Annotated in this window: 13 protein-coding genes and 1 pseudogene; 9 read left to right on the forward strand and 5 right to left on the reverse strand. The window is 53.1% G+C overall.

What is annotated here, in order from left to right:
• Nucleotides 1-42: 42 nt before the first annotated feature.
• The 3 genes from ttdA to AC6I8W_RS25105 are packed head-to-tail and all read left to right on the forward strand — an operon-like array spanning nucleotide 43 to nucleotide 2383.
• Nucleotides 43-903, forward strand: coding sequence for a L(+)-tartrate dehydratase subunit alpha (gene ttdA, locus AC6I8W_RS25095; RefSeq protein WP_497839376.1), 861 nt, complete (start codon nucleotides 43-45; stop codon nucleotides 901-903).
• Nucleotides 900-1508, forward strand: coding sequence for a L(+)-tartrate dehydratase subunit beta (gene ttdB, locus AC6I8W_RS25100; RefSeq protein WP_497839272.1), 609 nt, complete (start codon nucleotides 900-902; stop codon nucleotides 1506-1508). Before ttdA ends, ttdB begins: the two co-directional genes overlap by 4 nt.
• Before the next feature lie 20 nt (nucleotides 1509-1528).
• On the forward strand, nucleotides 1529-2383 hold the full coding sequence (locus AC6I8W_RS25105) for a fumarylacetoacetate hydrolase family protein (protein WP_497839273.1): 855 nt from the start codon (nucleotides 1529-1531) through the stop codon (nucleotides 2381-2383).
• A gap of 204 nt (nucleotides 2384-2587) precedes the next feature.
• Here the strand turns inward: AC6I8W_RS25105 and AC6I8W_RS25110 are convergent, their stop codons facing one another.
• Nucleotides 2588-3505, reverse strand: coding sequence for a LysR family transcriptional regulator (locus AC6I8W_RS25110; RefSeq protein WP_497839274.1), 918 nt, complete (start codon nucleotides 3503-3505; stop codon nucleotides 2588-2590).
• Nucleotides 3506-3642: 137 nt separating this feature from the next.
• Between AC6I8W_RS25110 and AC6I8W_RS25115 the strand changes: the two genes are divergently transcribed.
• From AC6I8W_RS25115 to AC6I8W_RS25130, 4 genes are all read left to right on the forward strand, one after another.
• Nucleotides 3643-4197: a VOC family protein gene (locus AC6I8W_RS25115; protein WP_497839275.1), complete on the forward strand. Its 555-nt coding sequence runs from the start codon at nucleotides 3643-3645 to the stop codon at nucleotides 4195-4197.
• Nucleotides 4198-4209: 12 nt separating this feature from the next.
• Nucleotides 4210-4665, forward strand: coding sequence for a nuclear transport factor 2 family protein (locus tag AC6I8W_RS25120; RefSeq protein WP_497839276.1), 456 nt, complete (start codon nucleotides 4210-4212; stop codon nucleotides 4663-4665).
• A gap of 164 nt (nucleotides 4666-4829) precedes the next feature.
• The gene (locus tag AC6I8W_RS25125; protein ID WP_497839277.1) at nucleotides 4830-5579 is read left to right on the forward strand and encodes an SDR family NAD(P)-dependent oxidoreductase; all 750 of its coding nucleotides are present in this window, start codon (nucleotides 4830-4832) and stop codon (nucleotides 5577-5579) included.
• 179 nt (nucleotides 5580-5758) lie between these two features.
• Nucleotides 5759-6586 carry an alpha/beta fold hydrolase gene (locus tag AC6I8W_RS25130; protein ID WP_497839278.1) on the forward strand — a complete coding sequence of 276 codons (828 nt, stop codon included), beginning with the start codon at nucleotides 5759-5761 and terminating at the stop codon, nucleotides 6584-6586.
• Between the two features lie 387 nt (nucleotides 6587-6973).
• On the opposite strand, the gene AC6I8W_RS25135 is transcribed toward AC6I8W_RS25130, so the two are convergent.
• The 3 genes from AC6I8W_RS25135 to AC6I8W_RS25145 form a co-directional block, all read right to left on the reverse strand.
• Nucleotides 6974-11173, reverse strand: a complete 4200-nt coding sequence (locus AC6I8W_RS25135) for an AIDA repeat-containing protein (protein ID WP_497839279.1) — start codon at nucleotides 11171-11173, stop codon at nucleotides 6974-6976.
• A 59-nt stretch (nucleotides 11174-11232) separates the two neighbouring features.
• Nucleotides 11233-12465: an autotransporter strand-loop-strand O-heptosyltransferase gene (locus tag AC6I8W_RS25140; RefSeq protein ID WP_497839280.1), complete on the reverse strand. Its 1233-nt coding sequence runs from the start codon at nucleotides 12463-12465 to the stop codon at nucleotides 11233-11235.
• Nucleotides 12466-12840: 375 nt separating this feature from the next.
• Entirely contained in the window at nucleotides 12841-13821 is a 981-nt protein-coding gene (locus AC6I8W_RS25145; protein WP_497839281.1) for a VOC family protein, read from the reverse strand.
• A 480-nt stretch (nucleotides 13822-14301) separates the two neighbouring features.
• On the opposite strand from AC6I8W_RS25145, the gene AC6I8W_RS25150 reads away from it, so the two are divergent.
• Together AC6I8W_RS25150 and AC6I8W_RS25155 are read left to right on the forward strand one after the other, a co-directional pair.
• Nucleotides 14302-15129 carry an ABC transporter substrate-binding protein gene (locus tag AC6I8W_RS25150; RefSeq protein ID WP_497839282.1) on the forward strand — a complete coding sequence of 276 codons (828 nt, stop codon included), beginning with the start codon at nucleotides 14302-14304 and terminating at the stop codon, nucleotides 15127-15129.
• Nucleotides 15130-15190: 61 nt separating this feature from the next.
• A pseudogene (locus AC6I8W_RS25155) lies at nucleotides 15191-15713 on the forward strand (ABC transporter permease subunit).
• 316 nt (nucleotides 15714-16029) lie between these two features.
• Here AC6I8W_RS25155 and AC6I8W_RS25160 read toward each other — a convergent pair.
• Nucleotides 16030-16650 carry a helix-turn-helix domain-containing protein gene (locus AC6I8W_RS25160; protein ID WP_497839283.1) on the reverse strand — a complete coding sequence of 207 codons (621 nt, stop codon included), beginning with the start codon at nucleotides 16648-16650 and terminating at the stop codon, nucleotides 16030-16032.
• Between the last annotated feature and the right edge of the window lie 144 nt (nucleotides 16651-16794).

Raw genomic sequence — 16794 nt, forward strand, 5'->3', positions numbered from 1 at the left:
CTTGTGAGCACATTAACTGCTGTTGAAAACCTGACGGACATTATGACCCGATTTACGGGCTACGTGGGTAAACGTCTGCCAACGGACGTGATGAAAAAACTGGAAGCGCTGCGCGAGCAGGAGACCGCTCCTTTAGCCTGCGTTGTTTATGACTCGATGTTTGAAAATCAGAAACGCGCAGATGAACTGGACCGCCCGTCCTGCCAGGACACCGGCGTGATTCAATACTTTATTACGGCGGGAGCGCGTTTTCCTTACCTCGGTGAACTTGAGGAGGTACTGCGTAGCGCCACGTTGGAAGCCACACGTAAGGCACCTTTGCGTCATAACGCGGTGGAAACTTTTGTAGAGAAGAACACCGGCACTAATACCGGTTCGCGCGTGCCCTGGTTGGACTGGGAAATTATCCCTGATGACGATGGTTGCACTATTGAGGTGTATATGGCGGGTGGCGGTTGCTCTTTACCCGGCGCGGCGAAGGTGCTGATGCCTGGTCAGGGCTATGAAGGGGTTAACCAGTTCGTGTTTGATGTGATCACCTCCTACGGCGTCAATGCCTGCCCGCCGTTACTGGTGGGGGTCGGGGTATCCACCTCGGTTGAGACGGCGGCCCGGCTGTCGAAAAAAGCCATCCTGCGCCCGGTCGATTCACGTCATCCCAATGCGGATGCGGCAAAGATGGAGGAACTACTGGAATCGGGTCTGAACCAGGTTGGATTGGGGCCGCAGGGGTTAGGCGGCAATGCTTCGGTGATGGGGGTCAATATTGAATCGTCGGCGCGTCACCCCTCCACCATCGGTGTCGCAGTGTCTACCGGCTGCTGGGCGCATCGCCGTGGAGCCATCCGTTTCTCTGCTGATTTATCGTATGAAATCCTGTCTCATAAGGGGGCGGTACTGTGAAAAAAATCCTGACAACGCCGATTAAAGATGAAGATTTACTGGCGTTAAAACCCGGTGAAGTGGTTTACCTGACCGGTACGCTGGTGACCTGCCGTGACGTGGCACATCGCCGTTTAATTGAATTGGGTCGTGAACTTCCGGTGGATCTGCATGGTCTCGCCATCTTCCACGCCGGGCCGATCGTCGTTGAGAAAGGGGACAACCAGTTCCAGATGATCTCAATTGGCCCGACGACCAGTATGCGTATGGAAAAATTCGAAAAAGAATTTATAGAGAAAACCGGTGTGAAGTTGATCGTTGGCAAAGGTGGCATGGGGCCAAATACCGAAGAAGGGTGTCGTCAGCATAAAGCGGTACACGCGATATTCCCCGGCGGTTGCGCCGTGCTGGCAGCAACCTGCGTCGAAGAAATTGAGGATGCCCAATGGCGGGATTTAGGCATGCCGGAGACATTATGGGTGTGCCGGGTTAAAGAATTTGGCCCGTTAATCATCTCTATTGATACTGAAGGTAACAACCTGATTGAAGGTAATAAGCAAGTTTATAATGAGCGGAAATTGCCGATTATTGAAGAGATTAACCAGCAGGTTAAATTTATTAAATAGCCTGATGGCTGAGGGTTTATATGAAACTGTTGAGTTTTATTCATCCCAACACCGGGAAAAGAACGTGGGGATATCACCAGAATGATAAAGTGTATGATCTGGGGCATCATTGCCCGGATTTAAAATCTGCTTTGATGAGTAATTTTCTGCACGATATTCGCGATGTTGATGAGCAATTCCCGGCATTTTCTCTGGATGAAATTACCTTTCTGCCGGTGATTGATAATCCGGGTAAAATTTTCTGCGTGGGTATGAACTATCAGGATAAACGTATCGAGTTTGAACAAACCATTGATGCTCCGACGTTGTTTGTACGTTTTCCGGATTCACTCACTGCCCACAGTACGGAGTTGTGCAAGCCAGAGAGCAGCGATGAATTTGATTATGAAGGTGAGTTGGCGGTGATTATTGGCAAGCACGCCAGTAATGTGAGTTGTGCTGACGCACTGCAATATGTGGCAGGCTACAGCTGCTTTATGGATGGTTCAGTGCGTGATATGCAGTACACCTGGTTTACCTCGGGGAAAAACTGGCAGAAAACGGGTGCATTTGGCCCCTGGATGGTGACTAGCGATGAAATAGCCAATCCTCAGACGCTGTCCATCAATACCTGGCTGAACGGGCAACGGGTGCAGCACGATTCAACACAAAATATGGTGCGTTCTGTTGCAGAACTCATTGCTTATATCTCCCGTTTCAGCCTGCTCAACCCAGGGGATGTTATTATTACGGGATCGCCGGGCGGGGTGGGGAAGAAAAGGAACCCGCCGTTATTTATGCAGGAGGGCGATACCATCGAAGTTGAAATCAGCGGGATAGGGCGTTTATCGAATAGAGTGGCGGGTTTAAGGGTGATTCAGTCACTTAATTCGTAGCCTCAACCGGGCAGTGATCAATATATAAGCGCCACGACGAACTCACGTTAACCCAATAGGGTGTGAGTTCGTCGTTAAAGTAAGGTTTGGTAGTAGGATGCTTCGCCTCGCCGGGCTACGATGATTATGACGTCTATCGTGAAATTTAAAATCCATCATTTCATCAGTGCAATAATCAGGCGGCAGGGCAGGGCAGAGCATGAGTCAGCCCTGCCAGCGCCATTCTGGCTGGCTGAGATGTTTGGCAAAAAAGTCCGACAGGGCCTTTACCTTAAGCGGACGGCTGCGTGATGTCGGGGTAACAAAGTAGAGCCCGCCCTGGGTCATCGTCCACTCATCAAGCAAATGCACCAGTCTCCCGTCTTTAAGATACTCGGCAGCGATAAATTCGGGCAGCTCAGCGATACCCAGCCCCGCCAGCAGAGGCGGCAATAGCGCATCGGAGTTGGTTACCCGCAACGGGCCATTCGGCACAATATCTTCCTGCAAACCAGATGCGTGGTTAAACCGCCACACCTGGCTTCGTGCCCTGTAGGCATAGCTGAAGCATTGCCGGGCTGAAAGCTCGCGCGGATGCTGCGGCATACCGTGTTGCGCGAGATAAGCCGGAGAGGCCACCAGATACTGCGTCACCGCACACAGCCTGCGCGCTACCAGCGAGGAATCCGGCAGCGACGCAATACGCAAGGCGGCGTCAAAGCCTTCCGCGATCAGATCGACTGATGCATCTGACAGATGCAGATCCACGCTAAGTTCCGGGAACTGGCGGATAAGTTCTGGCATCAGGGGGGCAACCCAACGCAGTCCAAATGACATCGGGACAGCCAGCCGCACCTGACCGCGCGGTTGTACTGCCAGATCGTGAGCTTCGCTTTCCATTTCTTCAGCCTGGCGATACATCTCCGAGGCCTTCGTCACCATGCTCTGGCCAAACTCGGTGAGAGCCAGCTGGCGTGACGTTCTGTTAAACAGCCTGCCACCCAGGCGTTCCTCAAGCCGCGCCACAGCGCGTGATACGGTCGGTACGGATACGCCCATCACTCTGGCAGCTGCAGCAAAAGAACCTTCCTCTGCCACCTTTGCGAACATCGCGAGTCCTTCAAAATCGGGAAATTTGTTCATTTCAAATTTGCAATGATGAGTTTCAAATCATTCTATTTTGAAAATCACCTTTCGTCGATATGCTTTTCTCATCGCGATGACAACCGTTGTCGCCCGTGACTCAGATTCGGGTCTTTAACGCATCACAGGGATAAAAAATGAAAACTAACCGCATCGCTTCAACACTGTTTGCTTCCTCTCTGTTACTGGGCGCGGCCAGCGTCTCTGCACCGGCCTTCAGCGCTTCCCAGCCACCGCTGGTCACGATTTCCGGGGTGGATCATGCCGGGATTAACGTCCCGGATTTGAATAAAGCCATCGCATTTTTTCAGACCACTTTCGGCGCGACCCTGGAGTCAGACATCACCCCGGGAGCCATCCCGGATGCGTGGAAAGCGGCTTTCAACTGGCATCAGTCCAGTGAACTTAAGCGTTTTGTCATGATGCGCCTGCCGGATGGCACCGGTGTGGAACTCTTCCAGTACCAGGGTGAGTTAATCGGTCATGAGCGTCCTCATCAGGATGATGACGCAGCGACGCACATCGCGCTGAAAACGCATGACGTGAAGACCAGCTATGAAGCCATCAAGAAAGCCGGGCTGAAAACCCTGAACGAGCCGGTGACAAATGCCGATGGCACCCAGTGGTTTTACTTCCTGACGCCGTGGGGCTCGCAGATTGAGTTGGTTGGCAAAGTGAAAACATCAAACTGACAGGACACTGACATGAACAAGATCTTTAGCCAAGGCTTACTCCTGACCGCTCTGTTGGCAGGCACCTATAACGTATTTGCGGAGAACACCACCATGAATATCACCACAACTGAAACCGTTCCTGCGGGTTTGCAGCAGCTGATCGATCGCCACTTTGCGATTTGGAACAACCCCGATGCCGCTGAACGGGCAAAAGGCTTTGCCGGTGTCTATACATCAGATTTTTTCGTTGCCGATTATGACGGACTGAATAAGGGGGCGGAACATGTGAACGCTGCCATCAGCCGGGTGCAGTCAAAACACCCAGGTTTTACCTTTACCCCGGCCCCCGTCGAGTGGAATCACGGTATTGCCCGTGTGACATGGGGATATGGCCCGAAAGATAATCCTTACCTGGTGCGGGGGGAGGATGTCATTACCGTCAGTGGCGACAGGCTGTCGAGCGCCCGTGTTTTTCTCAGCAAATGATGCAGTACGGGCAACCATTATCGATTATCCACCTGTGTGAAGAGTGTTTTTCTGATTTGCACGTTTTTCCATACTGATTAAAGACGTTACAGTGCTCGTCGGACGTAATAACCGGGTTTTCACTGTAATTCATTGATTAAAAATTAATATTAAGGGGTTACACCATGAGTAAAAAACTTTCGGACAAAATCGCGTTAGTGACAGGCGGCAGCTCTGGCATTGGCCTGGCATCGGCGCAGGCGCTGGCAGAGCAGGGCGCGAAAGTGTATATCACTGGCCGCCGTCAGGAGGAACTCGATGCCGCAGTGGCCTTAATCGGGTCGTCAGCCAGAGGGATCCGTGCTGATGCCTCGGTATTAAGCGACCTCGATACCGTGTTTTCGACCATCGCCAGTGAGTCAGGCAAACTGGACATCCTTTTCGCCAATGCCGGCGGCGGTGACATGATGCCGCTGGGCAACATTACTGAAGAACACTTTGACCGTATTTTTGGCACTAACGTGCGTGGTGTGCTGTTCACCGTTCAGAAGGCGCTGCCGCTGCTGACTGATGGTGCTTCCATCATTCTGACCGGTTCAACAGCCGCGACGAAAGGCACGGCCAACTTCAGCGTTTACAGCGCAAGTAAGGCTGCGGTGCGTAACCTGGCGCGTTCCTGGGCTCTTGATCTGAAGGATCGTGGTATTCGCATCAATGTGGTCAGTCCTGGACCTATCCGCACGCCAGGCCTGGGAGGGCTTGTTCCGGAAGAACATCGTCAGGGTCTGTTTGACATGCTGGCAGCTGGCGTACCGCTGGGTCGCCTTGGCGAACCAGAAGAAGTGGGTAAAACAGTCGCGTTTCTGGCATCTGACGATGCGAGTTTTATTAACGCGTCCGAAATCTACGTTGACGGCGGACTTGCTCAGATTTAACTCGCATTTCACCTGATTTATTTCTGATCCGAAGCAATTTGTATGCTTATCGGCCGCATAGCTTTGCGTCATGCATTACAGAATGAATGATCGATGCTCGTTAATAAATAACGGCAAGCGTTTATTTTTGGCATGACGTAAGGCGGGAATAACCTGCGCATCATTAATGGAGAATTAAAATGAGCTTTATTACTGCATCCGACAAAACCCGTATCTTTTATAAAGACTGGGGTGACAAAAATGCCCAGCCGGTTATTTTCTCTCACGGATGGCCACTCAGTTCCGATGCATGGGATGGGCAAATGCTCTTTCTGCAGCAGCAGGGTTATCGGGTGATTGCACACGATCGTCGCGGGCACGGTCGCTCAGATCAGCCTGCTTATGGTAATGATATGGATACCTACGCGGATGACCTGGCGGCCGTATTGGATGAGCTGGACATTAAAAATGCGGTGCTGGTTGGTCACTCTACTGGAGGCGGTGAAGTTGCTCACTACATCGGTCGTCACGGTGTAAGGCGTGTGGCTAAAGCAGTACTGGTGGGTGCAGTGCCGCCGGTCATGATTTCAACGACACAGTGGCCTGAAGGCACTGATATCTCGGTGTTTGATAATATTCGTCAGGGTGTAATGGATAACCGTTCGGACTTTTATCTCAACCTGGCGATTCCTTTCTTTGGCATGAACCGGGAGGGTGTCGCGATCAACGAGGGGCTGCGTCTGAGCTTCTGGAATCAGGGGATGGCGGGTTCCATTGTCGGCCAGTACGCCTGTATCAAAGAGTTCTCCGAAGTGGACTACACGGAAGACCTGAAAAAGATTACCGTTCCGACGCTGGTCATACACGGTGATGACGACCAGATTGTCCCCATCGCCCACTCTGGCATCCTTGCTGCCGATATTATCCCCAATGCCGAGTTGAAGATTTATACCGGTGCGTCACACGGCCTGGCAGCAACACATCAGAACCAACTTAATAATGATCTTCTGGAATTTATTAAATCCTAAACCAGGAACGCAGTGCCGGAAGAGGTTGCCGTAAGGCGACCTTTTTTGATTTGCAACCAGGACAGTGGTTGGTCAACGTACCCTACGTGGAGTCACGATAATGGCTTCATCTGCCACCCTGGCGCGGAAACTCGAGTGTAAAAAATGGTATGCACAAATACTCATTTACTCAAATGCTCAATTTACTGAAGCCTGGTATTCATCGGCTGATTAGACGTATCAATTCTCCATATTCCTGATTGCATCGAAACACCACAGATCATCGAGAAGTGGCATAAGAAAACGGCTTCCTGTTATGGAAGCCGTTAGAGTGTCGTCAATTAAGGATCGGTCAATCAATCCTTAAATGATCAGCATTGCGGCATTGCCGGGCATTTTGCTCTCTGATTAGCGGAACGACACGCCCAGTCTGACCTGACCGTAGTAGCCGCCGGATTCCCCGCCGTGCAGTGCATCAGACCAGCCCGCCTGCACACCCAGCGTCACGTTTTGACGGATGTGTGCATCCACACCACCGTTAATCCCGACGCCCGTACCCGACAGATTGCTGCGGAATGACGCTGCCGAATCTGCCACATCCGGCACTGATGCCGTTACCTTGCTATGACCACCGTAGGTTTGCGTTAACGATGGGGTCACCCACCAGCCTAACTTCGCCTTCGTGTCATCCGATGTGCCCACCTTCAGCCCAGCCCGCACCGACTGGCGGTGACTGTCGGACCAGCTGAGCGAAGCCGCGCCATCCTGCCCGTCGTCCAGGCTGAGGCCCTGCACCGTGTACTGCAACTGAGGTTCCAGGGACAGATCTGTTGCCACGCTGAAAGCCTGTCCAATTTCCGCTGTCGCCAGCCAGCCGGTGCCGTTGGTCGACAGACGTGTGCCGTCGTTTGAATCGGTCGAGAGGCTGTGGTGCGTTGCCTGCACCAGACCGTCAATACGCAAGCCCGCGTGACTGCGACCCGACAGGTAGGCACCGCCGGTGTAGGCCGTGTCGCGGTCCGTACCCGCTGCACTGCGGCCACGGTCGCGCCAGACGTCACTGCGCATCAGACCGGAAGCCGCGTAGATACCTGCGCGCCAGTCGGCATTGGCACCGTCAAGCTGCCAGAGATCGCCACCCAATTGCAGGAAGGTATACGCACTGCTGCTTTGCGGTACGCTGCCGCCGGCCAGGCTTCCACTGTCCGCATGGTGTGACTGACCTGCCGCAAAGCGCCCCCACATCCGGCTGTCCGGTGCATAATGGAATCGGGTGTCAGCCGAACCGGCCACCAAACGATCGAAGTCAAGCGACAGCGACGGCAGTGCCGCGTAGCTCCACATGCCGTCGCGGTAGTTCACCTCAGTTGACGGCGTGGAGCCGCTGTCATCAGTATCCGTGTCAGGCGTTTGCGTCAGCTGGGAAGTCAGATACCAGCTCTGATCAGCATTGCGGTAGAGGGTGTAAGAGTAGGCACCCGCCACCAGCGGTTGATTCAGGGTGAACGCGCCCACATCGGTCGTGGCCCCGTTAATCGCTTCGATCAGCGCGATGCCGTTGCCGGTGGTCTGGGCACCCAGCCCGCCCCGGTTCAGAACCAGCAGGCCGGTACTGCCCGTCGCTTGCCCGCCATCAATCACCAGTTTATCGGTCGGTGAGCTGCTGTCGCCCGCCACGGTATACATGGTGATAGTGCCGCCATTGCCGACCAGGTTGGTCACGGTCAGGGTATAAGGGGTAAATGCCCCCTGCGACGGCACGAAGGTGATGCTGCCTGCGTTAGTCAGGGTATCGACCAGTGAGTCGCCGGTGATGTTCCAGCTACTGCTCTGGTCAATACTCACGTCAGTCGGGTCGATGATACCGGTCAGGGTGGTGCTGTTGACCAGCGACAGGGACGTTCCGGACTGCGCCACAATGTTGGTGGTGGCCTGCAGACCGTCCATGATCAACGAACCGTCATTCAGGTTAACCTGCGACTGGCTAAAGGTGCCGCCCAGCGTGAGCGCACCGGTGCCGTTCTTGGTTAACTGCCCATTACCGGTTATCACGGCGTTCAGCGCAGCACTGGTGCTGGTGTCATAGGTGGTAACGCCGTCGTTCACGAAGCTGCTGTTAGCGAGCGTCAGAACGCCGCCGTCAGCAATGTTCAGCAAACCACCCGATGCCACGGTAGTATCCGTGGCCGTACCGCCACTGCTGACCGACAGGAGACCGCCGTCGTTGATAACAGAACTTGAGGCGATGCCGCCGTTAAACACGGCAAGCGTACCGCCGGCGTTGACGGTAGTTGAGATAGCGGTGCCTTCAACATCCTGCTCGCCGCCTGAGTTCACAACCGTGCCGGTGGTGGTGCCACCAACTTTCACCGACTGTAATCCGCCTGAGTTCACGGTGGTGCCGGTGGCACTGCCGTTAATGTATTCCCAGCCGCCCTGATTAATGACCGTCCCGGTTGCCGTGCCTCCAGCTTCCACGTTCAGGAAGCCGTTGTTCTCCAGCAGTACGTTTTGCGCCTGCCCGCCACTGATGGAAAAGGCACCCAGCGCGTTGGTGCCAGCCAGAGTTGCACCGGTGCTGGTATTGAGCACTGCGCCGGATGCCAGCGTCAAATCGGTGACGACAGCACCATCATTGGCATACAGCGTGCCTCCGGAGTTCACTGTGGTACCCGACGCAGCGCCACCGCTCATGACGTTCATGTAACCGTTATTGGTGACGGTGGTCCAGTTCGCACTGCCGCTGTTGTAAACGTATTGTGCACCGCCCGCCGCGACTGTAGTTGAGTTGGCTGTCCCGGAGATGCCCTGTGCGGCACCACTGCCGATCAGCGTATCGGTCACCATACCGCCGCTGTAAACATACTGTGCGCCGCCTGAATTCAGCGTGGTTGACCTGGCCTCACCGAAGACCTGCTGAGTACCACCGGACACGGTAGCAGCGACGGCTGATCCTTCGGCGTATACCGTCTGGTAGCCACCTGCATTCACCGTGGCGGAAGTGCTTGATGTACCTGAATTGACGTATTCGCCGCCACCCGAATTGATCTGCGTCGAAACGGTCGATCCTGTACCGTAGAGGAACATTCTACCGTCAGCATTAAGGGTGGCGGAGGTCACACTGCCGTAGTTATTCAACTGACCGTAGGCATTCACCACCGTGTCAGTTGCAGTGCCGCCGCTGACGACGAACTGGTTTCCGCCCTCGACGGTCGTTGCGCTGGCGTTGCCCCCGCTTTCAACGAACTGCACACCGCCAGAATTCACGGTGGTAGCCGTGGCGCTGCCATAGACTTCCTGAGTACCCATAGAATTGACGATGGTGCTGGTGGCAACGCCTCCTGTGCTGACGTATTGCTCGCCATTCAGGTTAATCGTGGTCCCGGTTGCCGTCCCTGCGACCGTTTCCCGTCCACCGTTAAGAACTGAAGAGGTGGAGGAGCCGCCGTTGTAGACGATCTGGTGGCCGCCGCTGTTCACGGTAGTGGCGTTGGCACTGCCATCGCTCTCAACATACAGCACACCGCCGGAATTCACGGTGGCAGAAGTGGCAGTGCCGTAGACATCCTGTGTACCGGTCGAGTTGATGATGGTGCCGGTGGCCACGCCTCCTGCACTGACATATTGCACCCCGTACAGGTTGACTGTGGTCCCCGTTGCCGTCCCTTCTACGCTCTCCTGTCCCCCATTTAGAATTGAAGCGGTAGCGGAGCCACCACTGTAAATTATCTGTCTGCCATCGCTGTTCACCGTGGTGCCGCTAGCTGTGCCTCCGCTCATAACGACAGCCGCTCCTGCGGAGCCAACGGTGGTATTTGTCGCGCTACCACCAGACAACACACTGAATATGCCGCCATTCTCCAGCACCAGGTTATTTGCCTGTCCAGCACTAACAGAAAATGCGCCCAGGCTGTTGGTACCGTAAAGCGTGGTACTGGTATCCGCAGTCAATGCCCCACCTGACAGCTGAGTGATATTCGTTGCGACACCGCCAACCGTTACCGTTAAGGCACCCCCAGAATTCAGCGCTATAAATCCGGCTGAGCCACCAGCAATATGCGCCCGCCCGCCCGAGTTCACGGTAATATCAAAAGCCGTGGCATTTGGATTCAGTTCGAGAGTTCCGCCGCTACTCAGGTTGGTATACTCAACGTAACCACCGGCTGAGACATATTGTGTCGCCTGGTTGTTGACAGTCGTAAACAGTGCCTGCGCGCCGCTATTGACGTACTGAAAAGACCCTCTGTCACTTAACGTCGTGTCGTACGCCATGCCCCCCGCATAAATCACTTGATTGCCACTATCGGTCACCGTCGTATATTCTGCTGTTCCGCCACTGATGTACTGCCAGGCATCGCTGGTCACAGTGACATCATATGCGAGATCACCTGCGTTGAGCGTTTGCGAGACTCCGGCTCCTGAAATAACGTCGTCCATGTAAACCGTCGCCCAGACTGGCTGCGACACCATGCCAGCCCCCAACAGCAGGATCGCGCCCGCTGCCTTCTTCACCGCCAGCGGGGGACGTCCACCGCTTCCGGCGCGCTCTGATGCCACTACCCACGCCTGACGCGCAGCGCTCCAGACAATTCTATAAGCCTTATTCATTTCCCAGTCTCTCTTAGATTTATTGTTTGCAGGTGAACACGTCACCTTGTGTGTAGTTTTTATTGCCCATGCAGCTGTGCATGGAGCTGGTCAGTCACGCGACAGACCTGTTTTCCGGTAATCAGGCGGGTGCACTCGAATTGCCGCTCGGTTCCCTTGTGACGGGGACACCAGAAAAAGTCCCGGTGGTCAAAGGTCTCGTGCAGGCTGTCCCAGCAACCACTGCAACCATGACTGCTGAATACCCGCCAGGGGGTGTAAAATTCGGCCCCCGGCAGGCTGAAACCGCTGATGAGCACCACCGGTATCTGCGCCGCCCAGGCAAGCCAGGACAGCCCGCTGGCCAGGCCAATGAAGAAACTGGCGTGACGGAGCAGATCCACCCGCTCTTGCAGGGGAAGATTGCCGGTAAAGTCTTCGGCACCAAAGGGGATGTGGTTCCAGACAAAGCCGCGCCCCGTGCGGGCCTCACGGTCAATGCACAGCACCCGGTATCCCAGCGACTTCAGGTGTGCCACCACCTCCGCCCAGCCGTGCCCGTTGTTCCAGAACTTAGCCTGAGAGGTGGACTGGACAGCGATGCAGACATAAGGCTCCGAAATGGTGCGCGGTGCGCTCAGGTTGAGGCGTGGTGCCTCCTCGCGATGGTCTACGCCAAGGATGTGTCCGGCGATACGGTGAAAACCGGTCTGGCGGAAGTCGATCGGCTGGTGCGTATCGTTGCCGCCAAAGAACAGACCGACCCGATAGGTGGCGTACGGGGAACGCTGCACGACAGCGTCCGGGGCGGAGAAGCGGATATCCGGGTACTGTCCTTCCAGCAGGGGAATGATGTTGGGTGCCATCGCGCATTCCAGTTGGCACTGGTGCAACACGCGGAAGCGCTCTGCATAGTGGAACCAGCCCAGCAGATCACCGAGCGTGCCGGTGGGGAAGGAAATCAGCACGTCCCGCCCCTTCAGTGACAGGGTTTCATCCAGCAGGGGAATCTTTTCATCACCACGCCAGACCTGAATGCGGAAACGGACAAAATACTTTTTTGCCGACGTAACCCAGCCAGCCCCGGACTCACAATGGAACAGGATGTTGTCCGAGTCATCGTCCAGTAAGGCAACGCGCCAGCGCCCTTCAGGCAGCAGTATCCGCACGCCATCATTAAAGTCGTAGAAGATACCCGCAGGTCCCTTGATTGAAGGACGATCGGGTGGCAGGACAAAGGGATAAGGGACGGATTCTGCGGTGTTGTCAGGCACGGGTGCAGCGAGGCTCACCACCGGGATAATTTCAGTCATGGCAGGCTCCGCTATGTTTTGCTTTGAACAAGCGAACCCGCCGCATTAAGCGGTAAATATATCCCCTCACACTCACTCCCCGATGACCTCAAAAAAGATCATTTATTATTTTAATGACGACATAGAGGGGTTATCGGAGGGGCCAGGGTTTTCAGTAGAGGGGAACGGTAAAAAAAGTTACCGGCAGGTTACACAAAGGTAAGCGCTATTTTTATGAGCAAATTATAAAGAAAAGGCGAATCTTTATGGCTTTATATAGAGGGCATACCAACGGGCATCAGGACGCGTTATGCGTCCTGTCGTGTTTATGGCGCGAAGCGTGCGATATCAACAAAGATAACCTCGTATCAATCTGTTAACAGTCCAGCCAGAGAATCACTCTTCCAATTGTTTCGGCGTTGGCGGTGTGCCGTGAGTATGGAAGGTTTCAATCGTCTTCAGGCCCCATGCCTGTCCTTTTTTACGCTCGGTCTCCGTCCAGACTACGGTCTGCCAGTCAGGTGCCAGAATAAGGCGTGCCCCTGAATTTGCCAATTCAACACGGTTGCCCGCAGGTTCCCAGACATATAAGAAGAATGTCCCCTGAATGGCATGCTTATGTGGGCCGGTTTCGATGTGGACGCCATTTTCGAGGAAAATATCTGCCGCGCGGAGAATATCTTCACGGGTATCGGTTGCATAAGTGACATGATGCAGACGACCATTGCCACCAGCATGTTCTTCGGTGCAGGCCAGATCGTAGGTTTTATTATTAATCGTGAACCAGCAACCCCCGATACGTCCGTTATCCAACTGAATCATTTCGGTAACGCGGGAACCGAGGCAGGTTTCCATAAAGTTTTTAAACTCACGCACATCAGCGGCCAGCAGGTTTAGATGGTCGAGACGACGTGGGCAAGCACCGCGGCCGTGATAGCGCTGCGCTAAGTTTTTTAATGAAGGGCGTTCAGCCACATCTGCCTGATAGCGTACCGTGTCGTAATAGATTTCAAATACATGACCGAAGGGATCGGAGAAGCGAAAAGCACGTCCATGTCCTGGTTCGTCATCAACCCAGCCAATAACGTCATACTTACTGGCTTCAATAGCGGCGACCCGTCGCATCAACGCGGCTTCAGAGCTGGCGCGATAGGCGATGTGACCCACGCCTGTCGTATGGTGACGAGTCAGTTTCAAGGTATGGAATTCGTAGTCATCCCACGCCCTGAGCCATGCATGGTTTTCATCCTGAGCCGTAATGGTGAGGCCATATACATTGACAAAGAAATCAAGACTCTCTTCGAATTTATTTGAGAACATCTCAACATGTGCCAGGTGTGCAATATCATAACATGGCTCGGCTAAGTGGTTTGTCATTGGAAGCTCCCAAAATGTAATCGAATCGTAGAGGTTTATTTATTCCTCCCTAGAGTATCCACTTTACCGGGTAAATCAGGTGGTTTTACCTTCTGAAGGTATGAGTTTCATTTATACTGTGACGGATGTATCACCTTGTGGTGGGCCACATGCGAACAACCGACGGAAATAATTATTGCACTTTTGGTGTAAGGGGGTATTTCTTCGAATTGTCACCCGTTATTTACTTACCATTTTCGGGGTAACATATAATCGTATCAAAAATAAAAATATTTCCTTAAGAAGGGAATCAAAACGCATCACTGATTATTCACGCCATTATGCATTCTCTGTATGGATTAATATCGGGACAAGTGATGGGAATCAGGTGTAAAACGATTATTCATTTCGGACATTTCATAAGTTTTTTATTCTTTGTTTCCATCACAGAGATATGGGAGCGTAGGAGGTACACACATGCACTGATTTTAAAGGATTTTTATGATTAACCTAAAATCAACACATAAGAATAATATATTAACAACTGCGGTCCTCGCCACACTGCTGGTTTCAACCGCCGCCAGTGCCGATCAGTTAGCGGATATCAAAGCTGCCGGTGAAATCAAGGTTGCCACTTTTGATGCCAATCCACCGTTCGGTTCGATAGATGCCAAAAGCCATGAGCTGGTGGGCTACGATGTGGACTTCGCTAAAGCGCTGGCTAACTCGCTTGGCGTGAAGCTGAAACTGGTTGCCGCCAATCCGGCCAACCGCATTCCGTTGCTGCAGTCTGGCAAGGTCGATTTGATTGTGGCGGATATCACCATCACCCCAGAACGCGCGCAGGTTGTCGATTTTTCCATCCCCTATTTTGTTACCGGTCAGCAGTTCCTTGTCCCGGCCACATCGCCGGAGCAACTGGATAAATACAGCCACACGCGCATTGGCGCGGTGAAGGGCACCACCGGTGAACAGGCGTTGCATCAACGCTACCCACAAGCCCGAGTGCTTGCCTACGATGATATTCCGCTGGCGCTGACCGCATTACGCAATGGCAACGTTCAGGCGATTACGCAGGACAGCACCATCCTCGCCGGACTGCTGGCCGCTGCACCGGACAAAGCGAACTTCAAAATCCTGCCAACGTTACTCAGCAAAGAGGAAATTGGCGTCGGGATGAAAAAAGACCAACCTGCCTTGCTGAAGGCCGTGAATGATGAACTGCTGGCGCTGGAGAAAAATGGCCAGGCGGCACAAATCTACAACAGCTGGTTTGGACCGGGCACACCGGCACCGTCTCCTCGTAACTTCAGGATTGCAGCGAAGTAAGCGGCCATGCTCCTTATCAAATCTCTGTCCGCGGCGCCGCGTGCCAGCGAGTTGCTGGCACATGTCGGACTGGCGGTTTAGCGGCGTGGTGCGATCCTTACTGTTTCTGTGGGCAGAACTGATTCGCGGGATACCGCTGATATTTGTCATTTTCTGGATGTGGTATCTGCTGCCTGCCCTGACGGGGGAACGATATGCCCGGCGCGCTGACGGTGGCACTGGCCTGGTTCACCTCCGCTTCGGTGATGCATACCACGCTGGCCGGATTGCAGGCGTTACCTCCGGGGCAACATCATGCCGCGCTGAGCCAGGGATTTTCGGCAGGAAAGTTGTTATGGCATATCCTGTTACCGCAGACGTTGCGCAATATCAGCCCCTCACTGACGGGCATCGGTATCAACCTGATTAAAGATACGTCGCTGGCCTTTATCCTCAATGTGCCTGATCTGACGACGCTGGCAGGCCAGGTCAACAACCGGGTACAGGTTTATCCTGCGGCACTGTTTGTGTTTACCGGTCTGGTCTATTACCTGTTATGCACCGGACTGGCGAATCTGGTGGAACGGCGTTGGCTGTCGAAATAAGACGGAGTGAGAGCCTTCCAGCTGTTCGCTGAAAAAAGCGAATAGATAAACCCGCTAACTGGCTGGAAGGGATCTATGCCGGAAATCAGCGGGTTTATGATACAGGGATGTAATAGCGACCTTCGATTAAATCCGTGTCGGAAGAGTGTCGACCTGCGTTAGAAATAAAAAAATCACACCCATTTCTGAGCGACTCAGATCTAAGTGGCATCAGATGATGATAAATGTCGATCTGCATTTCGGTCAGTTGAGACTGAGTGCCCTTAAAACGAAAACAAAAAAACTTTCCACCTTCACAGTGAATATTGGTTTTTTTTTAAAACGAAGCTGTTTCTATTTTGGGTGCGAGAATTAAATTGAATTTAATGTTTTCACTGAGTTTGGCGGGCAAACAATATTCGGCAATGATTTGTGCGTTACAACCGAAAATGTGACTTGCCTGTTTCAGGGCGTCATGTCGGTGTGTTGAATGAAACTGTAAATCTGTCAGGCTTCCGCAATCACACAGGTAACTCAATACGATCCCGCTAAGGTTCCGCTCTTCCATGAATACAACTTCAGGTTCAAGGTCCCTGCTCTTTTCCAGGCGGAGGTCGGAGGTGATTCCCTGGAAACTCCAGGCAGGCTGCGTACGATATTTACCGGGTGCTATACCGAAATGTCGAGTAAAGGTACGAGTGAAAGTCTGCTGCGTACTGAAGCCAAGACAATCTGCAATATCGCAAACTAATACCGAAGTCATCCTAAGCATGATTGCCGCTTTGCTTAAGCGCCGCTGCCTGACATAACTCGCCAGGTTAATATTTGTTTCTGATTTGAACATCCGTTGCAGATGCCATTTACTATAACCTGATTTTTCAGATATGTTATCCAGCAAAATATTATTATCAAGATTGCTTTCGATCCAGCTAACCAGCTCTTTCGTAAATGAATTCATAACATAGATGTCTTATAACAAAATACCGTCATTCACTATCGTAACTAAATTTTTATTTTAAAAACAGTATTGAAATTATCACGCGGCTGTGTGCAATGGTGCTGGGCTGTCATGTTATTATTTTGCTTGCCAGCCAGTTTGGCT

This window comes from Pantoea sp. X-Soil-TKNS-1211, assembly GCF_059730495.1.

Excerpts from the sequence above, each read along its gene's own strand:
- ttdA (WP_497839376.1), top strand. The coding sequence starts at position 43 with ATGACCCGATTTACGGGCTACGTGGGTAAACGTCTGCCAACGGACGTG.
- AC6I8W_RS25105 (WP_497839273.1), top strand. The coding sequence starts at position 1,529 with ATGAAACTGTTGAGTTTTATTCATCCCAACACCGGGAAAAGAACGTGG.
- AC6I8W_RS25110 (WP_497839274.1), bottom strand. The coding sequence starts at position 3,505 with ATGAACAAATTTCCCGATTTTGAAGGACTCGCGATGTTCGCAAAGGTG.
- AC6I8W_RS25115 (WP_497839275.1), top strand. The coding sequence starts at position 3,643 with ATGAAAACTAACCGCATCGCTTCAACACTGTTTGCTTCCTCTCTGTTA.
- AC6I8W_RS25120 (WP_497839276.1), top strand. The coding sequence starts at position 4,210 with ATGAACAAGATCTTTAGCCAAGGCTTACTCCTGACCGCTCTGTTGGCA.
- AC6I8W_RS25125 (WP_497839277.1), top strand. The coding sequence starts at position 4,830 with ATGAGTAAAAAACTTTCGGACAAAATCGCGTTAGTGACAGGCGGCAGC.
- AC6I8W_RS25130 (WP_497839278.1), top strand. The coding sequence starts at position 5,759 with ATGAGCTTTATTACTGCATCCGACAAAACCCGTATCTTTTATAAAGAC.
- AC6I8W_RS25135 (WP_497839279.1), bottom strand. The coding sequence starts at position 11,173 with ATGAATAAGGCTTATAGAATTGTCTGGAGCGCTGCGCGTCAGGCGTGG.
- AC6I8W_RS25140 (WP_497839280.1), bottom strand. The coding sequence starts at position 12,465 with ATGACTGAAATTATCCCGGTGGTGAGCCTCGCTGCACCCGTGCCTGAC.
- AC6I8W_RS25145 (WP_497839281.1), bottom strand. The coding sequence starts at position 13,821 with ATGACAAACCACTTAGCCGAGCCATGTTATGATATTGCACACCTGGCA.
- AC6I8W_RS25150 (WP_497839282.1), top strand. The coding sequence starts at position 14,302 with ATGATTAACCTAAAATCAACACATAAGAATAATATATTAACAACTGCG.
- AC6I8W_RS25160 (WP_497839283.1), bottom strand. The coding sequence starts at position 16,650 with ATGAATTCATTTACGAAAGAGCTGGTTAGCTGGATCGAAAGCAATCTT.